Source organism: Erwinia sp. (assembly GCF_031978025.1).
Taxonomy (GTDB): Bacteria; Pseudomonadota; Gammaproteobacteria; order Enterobacterales; family Enterobacteriaceae; genus Erwinia.
Genome location: NZ_DALZCD010000243.1, coordinates 1 through 6,671, shown reverse-complemented (window position 1 = coordinate 6,671; position 6,671 = coordinate 1). Strand labels below are relative to the sequence as shown.

General features: G+C 54.8%; 7 protein-coding genes. 5 read left to right on the top strand and 2 right to left on the bottom strand.

What is annotated here, in order from left to right; translation table 11 throughout:
• The 4 genes from RTK32_RS17045 to RTK32_RS17030 form a co-directional block, all read left to right on the top strand.
• A partial coding sequence (locus RTK32_RS17045) for a porin (protein ID WP_312046058.1) occupies positions 1-149 on the top strand: 149 nt, incomplete at its 5' end.
• 466 nt (positions 150-615) lie between these two features.
• Positions 616-1,662, top strand: coding sequence for an FAD:protein FMN transferase ApbE (gene apbE / locus RTK32_RS17040; protein WP_312046056.1), 1,047 nt, complete (start codon positions 616-618; stop codon positions 1,660-1,662).
• A 39-nt stretch (positions 1,663-1,701) separates the two neighbouring features.
• Positions 1,702-2,346: a DNA oxidative demethylase AlkB gene (alkB, locus tag RTK32_RS17035; RefSeq protein WP_312046054.1), complete on the top strand. Its 645-nt coding sequence runs from the start codon at positions 1,702-1,704 to the stop codon at positions 2,344-2,346.
• Positions 2,347-2,417: 71 nt separating this feature from the next.
• The gene (locus RTK32_RS17030; protein WP_312046052.1) at positions 2,418-4,064 is read left to right on the top strand and encodes a multidrug ABC transporter permease/ATP-binding protein; all 1,647 of its coding nucleotides are present in this window, start codon (positions 2,418-2,420) and stop codon (positions 4,062-4,064) included.
• A gap of 3 nt (positions 4,065-4,067) precedes the next feature.
• Here RTK32_RS17030 and RTK32_RS17025 read toward each other — a convergent pair whose 3' ends face one another.
• Both RTK32_RS17025 and RTK32_RS17020 read right to left on the bottom strand, forming a co-directional pair.
• Complete coding sequence (locus RTK32_RS17025) at positions 4,068-4,853, bottom strand: 4'-phosphopantetheinyl transferase superfamily protein (protein ID WP_312046050.1); 786 nt, start codon at positions 4,851-4,853, stop codon at positions 4,068-4,070.
• Positions 4,854-4,924: 71 nt separating this feature from the next.
• Positions 4,925-5,131, bottom strand: a complete 207-nt coding sequence (locus tag RTK32_RS17020; RefSeq protein WP_312046048.1) for a hypothetical protein — start codon at positions 5,129-5,131, stop codon at positions 4,925-4,927.
• A 470-nt stretch (positions 5,132-5,601) separates the two neighbouring features.
• Here RTK32_RS17020 and RTK32_RS17015 point away from each other — a divergent pair.
• Positions 5,602-6,671 (top strand): acyltransferase (locus RTK32_RS17015; RefSeq protein WP_312046047.1); only part of this gene is annotated, 1,070 nt, incomplete at its 3' end.

Genomic DNA, 6,671 nt, shown 5'->3' with positions numbered 1-6,671 from the left:
TCGATGTGGGCGCGACTTACTACTTCAACAAAAACATGTCTACCTATGTTGACTACCAGATCAACCTGCTGGATGACAACAACTTTACCGACGCTGCGGGCATCAACACGGATGACGTTGTGGCGCTGGGCTTAGTCTACCAGTTCTGATTTCTGCGGGAGCGCGCCATGCGCTCCCGTTTCTTATCGCTTCGCTTCGCCGTTCCCTGCGCTGTTGCTCGCTGTTCCCTGTGCTATCGCTTCGCCGTTCCCTACGCTGTTGCTCGTTGTTCCCTGTGCTATCGCTTCGCTGTTCCCTGCACTTATCGCTCACTGTTTTCTTGGGCTATCGCACTTCCCTGAACACTTTCTCAGCGAAAACGTGGACGATTGAGCTGTCTGGTATGCGTCTGCTTGTAATGCTTGTAGCCTGAAAAGATAATCAGCCCGAGACAGACGAAAGGCAGCAGAAAGTAGATCATAAAGACCTCCATTATTGCGGCAAAGCGCCGCGGTAAAGTGGGTTCAATGAGTATACTGAGTAGCATCCGTAAGAAGATCAACCCCGCCTGGTCCGGCGCCATGCTGCATTTTCACGCTTTCAGGACCAAAACTATTGCAGGGAAATTTGCGTAATATGAAGAAGAAATGGCTGTACTATCCTGTTATGGCAGCATTTATCCTGCTTTCCGGCTGCGACAGTCATCGTGAAACCGTTGGTGCTTCAGCGCTGGTGCTGGAAGGACGCACTATGGGAACATTCTGGAGGGTAAGCCTTGCCAACGTGAACCCGAGCCTGAAAAAAAATCTGCAAAAAGCGGTGCAGCAGCAGCTGGATAATGACGATCGGCAGCTGTCTACCTGGAAAGCCGATTCGGTGCTTTCGCGCTTTAATCAGTATCGCGGGAGCGATCCGCAGCCGATCGGCGACGATATGGCGGACATTATCACCCTGGCGCTGCGCATCGGTCAGAAAACACAGGGGAAAATGGATATTACCGTCGGGCCGCTGGTTAACCTTTGGGGATTCGGCCCGACCAAACAGCCGACCACCATACCGACGCAGGCGCAGATTGCGGCGGCGCGCGCGCTGACCGGACTGCAGCATCTGCGCGTGATTCAGCGCAGTGAAGGCGCCTATCTGCAAAAGGATCTGCCGGATCTTTATGTCGATCTTTCCACGATGGGGGAAGGATTTGCCACTGATCACCTGGCCCGACTGCTGGAAAAGGAGGGGATCAATAACTATCTGGTCTCCGTCGGCGGGGCGGTCCTGACCCGTGGCAAAAATGCCGAGGGCAAGGCCTGGAAAGTCGCTATCCAAAAACCTACCGATAAAGAAAATGCGGTACAGGCGGTTGTCGATCTGCAGGGACACGGCATCAGCACTTCTGGCAGCTATCGCAACTATTATGAGCTGAACGGTAAGCGCATCTCGCACGTCATCGATCCTGGCACCGGTGCGCCGATCCAGCACAAGCTGGTTTCCGCCACGGTGATTGCGACCACCGCATTGGAAGCGGACGGCTGGGATACCGGCCTGATGGTGCTTGGCGAAGAACAGGCGAAGGCGCTGGCGCTGCGTGAACAGCTGGCGGTTTACCTGATCGTTAAGCAGGGCAACGGTTTCAGCAGCTGGATGTCGCCGCAGTTCAGCGCCTTCCTACAACCCGACGAGCAATAACGGGCCTGTCCTGGGGCAGCGACCCGCTAAGGAGCCATTATGCTGGATTTATTTAGTGAAGAAGCGCCCTGGCTGGAGCCGCTGGCGGAAGGGGCCGCTATCTTGCGCAGGCGCGTGCGGGACGAAGCCGAAACGCTGCTAAGGCTGGTTGATGAGATAGCCGCGCAGAATCCTTTTCATCACCGCATTACGCCTGGCGGACATCGCATGTCGGTGGCCATGACCAACTGCGGCGATTTTGGCTGGTCGACGGACTCGCGCGGCTATCAGTACAGCGAATATGACAGCGTTAGCGGGCAGCGCTGGCCCGCCATGCCGGATCGCTTCCGTCAGCTGGCAGTAGCCTGTGCGCAAGAGGCTGGTTTTCCCCATTTTCATCCCGATGCCTGCCTGATCAACCGCTACGCGCCGGCGGCGAAGCTCAGCCTGCATCAGGACAAAGACGAGCAGGATATGCGCCAGCCAATCGTATCGGTTTCGCTTGGGTTGCCCGCCGTTTTTCAGTTTGGCGGTTTTGAGCGCGGCGACGCGGTACAGCGTGTTCTGTTGGAACATGGCGATGTGGTGGTGTGGGGCGGACCGTCGCGTCTGCGCTATCATGGCATCCTGCCGCTAAAAGCGGGCAGCCATCCGGCGACCGGCGCGTTTCGCTACAACCTGACCTTCCGCCGCGCTTTTCGGTAAACGAGAATTATTATTGCTATCGTCCCGCTTCTCATTAAACTGCAGGCTGCTCAGAATAACGGGATAGTGTGATGGAGTTACTTCGCGTCGTTTACCGCCAGTATCGCTGGCCCTTCGTGCTGGTTATTGGCCTCAGTCTGCTAAGCGCCGCGCTCGGTATCGGGCTGATTGCCTTTATTAACCGCGAACTGATTGTTTCGCTGAACGCCGGCGCCTGGCTGCTGCCCTCTTTTCTGGGCCTGTTGCTGCTGCTGATGGCGGTCACGCTGGCCTCTCAGCTGGCGCTGACCCTGCTTGGTCACCATTTTGTGTATCGACTGCGCGGTGAATTTATTCGCCGCATCCTGGACACGCAGATCGAACGGATCGAGCAGATAGGCAGCGCCCAGCTACTGGCCGCCCTGACCAGCGACGTGCGTAGCATCACGCTTGCCTTTGTGCGCCTGCCCGAACTGATTCAGGGCGTGATCCTGACTCTGGGGTCGGCCGCCTGGCTGGCCTGGCTGTCGCCGAAGATGCTGCTAATCACCGCGCTCTGGCTGGTCATCACTATCGTGGGGGGCTGGCTACTGGTTTCCCGAGTCTATCGTCACCTGGCGAAGCTACGGGGACTTGAGGACTCGCTCTACGCCGACTATCAGACCATTATTGAAGGACGTAAAGAGCTGGCGCTTAACCGCCAGCGTGCGCAGCAAATATACGAAACGGTTTATCAGGAAGACGCTCGCGCTTACCGCCACCATATTGTTCGCGCCGACACCTTCCATCTTAGCGCGGTCAACTGGTCAAATATCATGATGTTGGGCGCTATCGGGCTGGTCTTCTTTATGGCTAACGGCCTCGGCTGGGCCGATACGGCAGTGGCGGCAACCTATTCGTTAACGTTGCTGTTCCTGCGTACGCCGCTGCTTTCTGCCGTTGGTGCGTTGCCGACGCTGTTGAGTGCCCAGGTAGCTTTTAACAAACTCCATACCTTCAGGCTGGCTGATTATCAGGAAAGTTTTGAGCAGCCTGCCCCGGCGCGCGCATGGCAAACCCTGGCGCTGCGCGATGTGGTATTTCATTATGGTGACGGCAGCTTTGCCGTCGGCCCGATTAACATGACGCTGAAGCGCGGCGAGCTGGTCTTCCTGATCGGCGGTAACGGCAGCGGCAAATCCACCCTGGCGATGCTGCTGACCGGGCTTTATCAGCCGGTATCCGGCCAAATTCTGCTGGACGGCGTGCCGGTAACGGCAACAGAGAGCGCGGATTACCGGCGCCTCTTTTCTGCCGTCTTTACGGATGTCCATCTGTTTGACCGCCTGATCGACGCCCGCGGCGAGCCTGCCGATCCGGCTCAGGTACAGCTGTGGCTGGAGCGGCTGCAGATGCAGGACAAACTCCAGCTTGAAGGGAATCGCGTGCTTAACCTGAAGCTGTCAAAAGGGCAGAGCAAGCGGCTGGCGATGCTGCTTGCCACGGCGGAACAGCGCGATATTTTACTGCTGGATGAGTGGGCCGCCGATCAGGATCCGCATTTCCGTCGCATCTTCTACCGTGAGCTGTTGCCCTGGCTGAAAGAGATGGGCAAAACCGTTTTTGCCATCAGCCACGACGATCATTACTTTCTGCACGCTGACAGGCTGCTGGAAATGCGCGAAGGTAAACTAAGCGAGCTGACCGGGGAAGCTCGCGACCGGGCAACGCTGGATGCGGTAAAAAGTACCGGTACCTGATTGTTATTGATGCAGCGGGACGCCCGTGCCGGACGAAGGGTGGGGAAGGATAACCCAGCTGGTCAGCCACTCTTTATCCAGCACCACGCAGCCGGTAAAAAGCGTGCCAACGGGAAGGCAGGATAAGCCCCGGTTCAGCCGCAGCGTGACGTGAGTCAGTCCGGCACGGCAGTCGATGATTTCCGCATCGTTAAAGTGCATGAACTGCCGAAAAAACGGGAACAGCGCCTTATACAGACTCTCTTTCAGAGAAAAAGCGGCGGTAAGTGAGGTTGCGAAAGGCACGCCGCTGCGCTGCAACAGGCTGTATTCACGCTCGTTAATAATCATATCGCGCATCTCTTCCGCCGCCTCTGGCCGCATAATCTCTTCACAATCCACGCCGGGAAGCTTTCCTGCCGCCGTACTGGTCAGCAGAAGAGTGATGCAGGCGCGAGTATGCGACAGGGAACCTGCGATCCCCTCTGGCCAGACGGGTGCACGATCGGCATCGTTAACCAGCAGGAAATCGGCCACGCCAAACTGGCGCAGCGCTGCCCGTACGCAAACGCGGCTGACGAGGTATTCCGCCCGGCGTTTCGTCACGGCTCTGTTCAGATGCTCAGGGAAGGGCAGGCGATAATCGGCGAACAGAGAATCACGGTAAAAATCCGCATCGTAGCGGGCCTGTACCAGCAGCACGTCAGGATGGCCCGCCAGAGGAGAATGCCGGATTGTGTTGAAAAAAAGGTCTGTAGCCGGTGCAGTATCCGGTTCACCAGGCTGCGAACGATTGCAATCGGCACCCATCTTTTTCCCTGTTTGACAGTCAAAAACAGGATTTAAACAGGTTAGCGTGCCGATAGCAAAAGCGCGACGTATTACTTGTTAGGCGGAATGTGTAACCCTTTCAGGGAAACAACAAAGTGCTCGTTGCCACGGGAGATCTTCGCGCCGCGATCGCACCAGTGGCTTGCGAATCGAAAAAAGTCATCGCTGTCAATGTCATAGGCCAGTTCAACCTTGCTGATACCAGACTGCAGCATCTCTTCAGCGTCCCTGTAATTTCTTGCCTTAATCGTTGCCATGGGATTACCTGTGATGATTTTATTGCCTCGAAAAGTGTAGTGTCAGCCTATGTCAGCAATATGACAGTTTTGTTGCAGCGTTTGGCTTTAGGACTTTCGCCATGATCGGGCGGGCCGGAATAAAAGAGGGTAACTGACAGAGCGGCGTTTGAAGGGCTTTCCTAATCATTGTATTACAGGGCGGAAAGGGTTTTTTAATGATTTTTAAACGGCCTGGGTCAGGCGGCAGGCTCTTTGTTCAGCCTGGGCAGGCGGGACTTTTCAGAACTTTCTGCCGTCGCGCCCTAACCCAAACTGGCCTGAGGCCATTTTCGTAAGCTATTTAAAGTTAAGGTTATTTTTGTAAGTATCCGTAAGTCCGATGGTCAGCTTTTGTTGCGGCGCTTTTTCTAAGACTCCTCCCATGTGTTAAGTGTTGTTTATGAGTGCTATGTTGCCGCTTTTGCTTTTTTAGGCTAGCAGGGGTCACCATGGAAACGCGTATAAAACACCTGGATGGAATGCGGGGACTGGCAATACTGCTGGTTATCGGCTTTCATGCCTGGGCCAGATGGCCTGAATATCTGGGGTACGTTTCATTTACCAAAGATTTTCCTTTATTTGCCTGGGGCTATCTGGGCGTACCGTTGTTCTTTATGATTTCCGGGTTCGTTATTTTTATGACCCTGGATAAATCAAAAAGCTTTGTTAATTTTATGTTTAAGCGCTGGCTGCGGCTTTTCCCGGCCATGCTGATCGTGACGCTGCTGATCTTCGCCACGGCCAGTTTTTTTAGCGAAAGACCGCTCGGCGTGCCGCATCCGGCCAACGCCATTCCGGGCCTGACGTTTATCAGTCCGGAGATACTGCAGTATTTGACCGGCATTACCTTCAAACCGCTGGAAGGATCGTTCTGGTCACTCTATGTTGAGGCCGCGTTTTATATCTTTATTGGCGCCGTCTATTTTACGCTGGGCAGAAAATACTGTCTGCCATCCCTGCTGGTGCCGATGTTTCTGGTGGCGGGCGCTTCCGTCTTTAAAATGATCGGTCATCCGGCCATTGCGGATTTTGTGTCCAAGTTCGGCTTTATCCACTATTCGTGGTTTATGATCGGTTGTCTGGTGTATGAACGGCTGCATCAGCGCGATGCCAAATTCCATTACGCACTGGTGCTGGTGGCCGTGCTGATTAACTTCAGCTACTACATCAAAAATAACGGTTATATCGTTGTTTTACCGCTGCTGCTGATGCTGGCACTTTTCATCGTCAGCTTTTACAGCCGTTTGCTGGAACGCCTGCTATCAGGAAAATTCCTGACGCTTACCGGGTTTATCAGTTACACCATCTACCTGCTGCATGAAAACATGCTGATTGCTACGTTAAGGAAGCTGGAGCGTCATATCAGCAATGATTACGTGATGGTCTTTATGCCGATAGCTGTGGTGGCTGCGCTGTACCTTGTGGCCTGGTTAATCACTAAATATATTGAGCCGGTCGCCAGAGACACGCTGAGAAACCTCATTTTGTTCCGGGGTAAAAAGAAAGCCTTGCCCAACGG